Genomic DNA, 3,970 nt, shown 5'->3' with positions numbered 1-3,970 from the left:
AAATTAATAAATATCAATAAAAAAGGTGCATGCATTTTTATTGCACACACCTAAAAAGATTAAATAATTTTTTATAAAATTTTATATAGAGGGGATTAATTATCTACAAAATAAAGACTTATTTGTGCACCTATATCAAAAGCACCCAAAGATTTTTTGCTAAATCTATCATCTGCCTTAAATGAAGGACCAAAATCATATCCTGCATATATTCCAAGTCCAAATGCAGCTTCTTTATTAAAGAAAAATAAATAATCAACAGTAAGCTTTATATAAGGTATCACAAACATATCAAACTTATTTTTTGTGTTATCAAAATTATATTTATTATTAGCATCTACTAATTGCTGAGTTTGTTCGTCATATGTTTTAGTAGTTTCACTTGAAGCAAGAGGAATCTTAACTCCTCCGCCAAGCCCTATAAAAAATCTTGCTATATTAAACTTTGGAAGAAGCCCAATAGATATAGTATCAAAATTGTAGGAAGTGTTTACAGTAGAATAAGAATTATTTCCAGTAGCCACACTTTCTTTATATGCAAAAACATCTCTATGATAAGCCAAATCTAAAGCCAAAGAAAAGCCCATATAATCATCAAAATCTTTATAAAAACCAGGAGTGATGCCAACACCCCATTCAAAAGCACCAGATGTACTTAAAGCACCATTTTTAGTGTCAACACCCGATTTATGAGCTATAGAACTTTGTGATATAGAAGCTCCAAGAGGAACTACTATACCAATTCCCAAATCGGCAGCAAAAATACTATATGAACCAATTAAAAATAATGAAAAAATTAGAAGAAATAGCTTTTTCATAAATAATCTCCTTTTTTAATTATGTATATCAATGAAGGACATTATTTATTATAGCAAATTGTAAATTGAATGTCAAGCAAAAGTAAATATTTTTTACTAAAAACTAATAAAAAGTAAAGTTTTTTTAATTTTTATTTAGAAATACCACTTAAAAACTCATATACTTCTAAATGACTCTTCCTCTTAGCAATATCTGAAGCACTCTCTCCTGCATTTGATTTGTAATTAATATCAGCACCAGCATCTACTAATATCTTAACAATATCCAAATTTCCCGCAGCAGAAGCCCCCATTAGAGCAGTATAACCCTCTTCTGTAACAGCATTAATATCAGCTTTGTATACTAAAAGCTCTTTTACTATATCAATATGATTTTCTATAGAAGCTATAATTAAAGCATTATATCCAGAATTGTTAGTTTTATTAACATCAGCCTTATTTCTTAATAATTCTTTTATTACATCAGTGTATCCATCTATAGAAGCAGCAATCAAAGGAGTAGTACCGTCAGAAGCAGCAACATTTACATCACTTTTACTTTTTATAAGCTCTTTTACTATGTCTAATCTTCCAAACCTTGATGCATAAATTATAGCAGTAACTCCATTAGAGCCTCTAAAATGAACATTAGCCCCAGCAGAAATTAACTTCCTCACAATATCAACATTTCCAGATATAGAAGCCATAAGTAAAGCATTATCGCCCAAACCATTCGCCTGATTCACATCAACTTTTAACCTTATAAGCCTATCAACAATCTCTATATAAGCAGAATCTGAAGCTATCATTAAAGGAGTATTACCATTTTTATCAGCAACGTTAATATCAGCACCATATTCTATAAGCAAATTAAAAATATCAATATTTCCCCTCACAGAAGACCACATCAAAGCAGACCAGCCATCATTATTTGTTGTATTAATGTTTGCTTTATTATCTAATAAAAGTTTAATTGTAGAATAATGCCCCTCAAGCACAGCCCCCATCAAAGCAGTATTTCCAAAATTGTTGGTATTATTAATATCTACATTGGCCTTAATAAGCTCTCTTACTATATCAACATTTCCATAAAGTGCCGCCCATATCAAAGGAGTATTGCCCTGCTCATCTCTAATTTCTAAATCTTCACCGCTATTTATAATATTTTTTAAAGTATTAATATCATCTTCAGCAATAGCCTTAATAATAGGGATATCTATAGGAGGATTTTGTTCTTCTTCGTTATAATCTTGAGAATACAAATTATTTAAACATAAAATATTTAAAGATAAAATTATAAATATTAATCTCTTTAACATAATTAATCCAAAACAAAATATTTTTAATTATAACATATATAAAATATTATTATAGCCATTCATTTATAATTTTTTTTATTTAATTATATATAAAAAATCAAAAAATAATATTTTTCATATTGAAAATAATACGTATACATACTATATTTAAAATAAATAATTAATAGGAGATAGAAACTTGATTAATTTATTACAAAAAACTTTTTTCATTTTTTTAATGCTAGTTTTTTCAGTATTTGCTGCTGAGAAAACACCTATGGATTACCTAAATGACAACACACCCCTAAAACCTACTAAAGTATTCGATAATGTATACTGCATAGGAAGTGTAAGTGTTGTTGCTTGGGTAATAGAGACTTCTGACGGACTTATTTTAATAGATTCTATGTGGGACGACAGAGATGCTAAACTCATAGAAGAAGGTATTAAAGGTTTTGGCTTAGACCCTAAAGACTTAAAATATATCATATTAAGCCATGGACATGGAGATCATTACGGCGGAGCTAATTATTTAAGAAATAAATATGCTGCTAAAGTTGTACTAACAAAAACAGATACAGACTTGATGTACAATTTAAACACTGGAGCAAACTCTCCTCGTTCTCCAAAAACAAAAGTTGATATATATTCAAAAGATAAAGATGTGATAAAACTAGGAGATACAAGCATAACAATATTAGAAACACCAGGACACACTGCTGGATGCAGCTCTTTTATATTCCCTGTAAAATACAAAGGAAAAGAATACACCGCTGTACTTTGGGGAGGAACAGGACTTCCAAGAGAAAAAGAATTAATAGCAAAATATAAAGAGTCTGCCGAATATTTCAAAAAAGAAGCCCTCTCAAGAAATGCATTAGTATCATTAACAGCACATCTATTTGCAGATAATGGATATGCTAATTTAGAAAAAGTTGCTAATCTAAAAGAAGGAGAAGCAAATCCATTTATTATGACAAAAGCACAAATGGAAAAATATTTGAACTCCCTAATAGAAAGAGCTAAATAATAAATTATTTATATATACAAAAAATAAATTATATGCTATCATAGTCAAAAATTATGATAGCATTTTTATAAGGAGCTTATTATTATTAATAACATAGGCTATGATATATGCTATACCGCAAGAAAAATATATCAGTATATAGCAAAACAAATAATTAATTTCGATATCACACCAGAGCAATTAATCGTATTAAAAGAACTTGCAAAAGAAGAAGGTATATCTCAAAAAGAATTATCTACAAAACTTGATAAAGACCAAAATACCGTAAAAGCTATGATAGATAAATTAGAAATTAAATCATTTATAAAAAGAAAAGAAAATAAACAAGATAAAAGAGCTTTTTCATTATATCTCACAGAAAAGGCTAAAAAAGAATTGCCTATCATAGAAAATTATGAAAATCAAGTTTTAGATACAATAGTAAAAGAACTCAATCCAAATGATGCTGAAACAATAAAAAATACATTAAAGAAAATTAGAAGCAATATATCAGAAATATAAGACAGAAGATAAAATTATTTAAACTTTATCCTCTGCCATTAAATTATTTTAAAATATTACTGATTAAATAATACCGCCTTAAAGTTTTTAGCAATATTGCATGCTACTTCATAATAATGATTAGAAGGCTCTTCTTCAAATACTTCATCAAGACACTCTTTAAATAGATTAAGCCAAGTGTCAAATAAGTTCATATCAAAAGGCATAAGATTAATATGTGGCTGAACAGGGTTTCCCATATAAAGCCTTTGATTTAAAAGCATAGTCTTCCAAAACTTAGCAATCTTTTCTTTATGTCTCTCCCAAGACTCATCATCAATTCCAACATGCTCATTAAATATAGG

At 28.4% G+C, this 3,970-nt stretch carries 5 protein-coding genes; 2 read left to right on the top strand and 3 right to left on the bottom strand.

The genetic code is table 11. From position 1 onward, the window contains the following. Positions 1 to 95: 95 nt before the first annotated feature. On the bottom strand, positions 96 to 818 hold the full coding sequence (locus E6A48_RS03730) for an outer membrane beta-barrel protein (protein WP_219708676.1): 723 nt from the start codon (positions 816 to 818) through the stop codon (positions 96 to 98). A gap of 131 nt (positions 819 to 949) precedes the next feature. Beyond that, positions 950 to 2,116, bottom strand: a complete 1,167-nt coding sequence (locus E6A48_RS03725) for an ankyrin repeat domain-containing protein (RefSeq protein ID WP_219708675.1) — start codon at positions 2,114 to 2,116, stop codon at positions 950 to 952. 178 nt (positions 2,117 to 2,294) lie between these two features. Between E6A48_RS03725 and E6A48_RS03720 the strand changes: the two genes are divergently transcribed. Continuing rightward, entirely contained in the window at positions 2,295 to 3,125 is an 831-nt protein-coding gene (locus E6A48_RS03720) for an MBL fold metallo-hydrolase (protein ID WP_219708674.1), read from the top strand. Positions 3,126 to 3,203: 78 nt separating this feature from the next. Continuing rightward, positions 3,204 to 3,626: a MarR family winged helix-turn-helix transcriptional regulator gene (locus tag E6A48_RS03715; protein ID WP_308461599.1), complete on the top strand. Its 423-nt coding sequence runs from the start codon at positions 3,204 to 3,206 to the stop codon at positions 3,624 to 3,626. Positions 3,627 to 3,682: 56 nt separating this feature from the next. Here the strand turns inward: E6A48_RS03715 and E6A48_RS03710 are convergent. Then, positions 3,683 to 3,970 (bottom strand): group III truncated hemoglobin (locus E6A48_RS03710; RefSeq protein ID WP_219708673.1); only part of this gene is annotated, 288 nt, incomplete at its 5' end.

It is taken from the genome of Brachyspira pilosicoli (assembly GCF_019402445.1).
Lineage (GTDB): Bacteria > Spirochaetota > Brachyspiria > Brachyspirales > Brachyspiraceae > Brachyspira > Brachyspira pilosicoli_B.
The sequence above is the reverse complement of the archived record's forward strand: the minus strand, read 5'-3'. Positions and strand labels throughout refer to the sequence as shown.

Bases quoted from the DNA above. Each gene is read 5' to 3' on its own strand.
- E6A48_RS03730 (WP_219708676.1), bottom strand. From the start codon at position 818: ATGAAAAAGCTATTTCTTCTAATTTTTTCATTATTTTTAATTGGTTCA.
- E6A48_RS03725 (WP_219708675.1), bottom strand. From the start codon at position 2,116: ATGTTAAAGAGATTAATATTTATAATTTTATCTTTAAATATTTTATGT.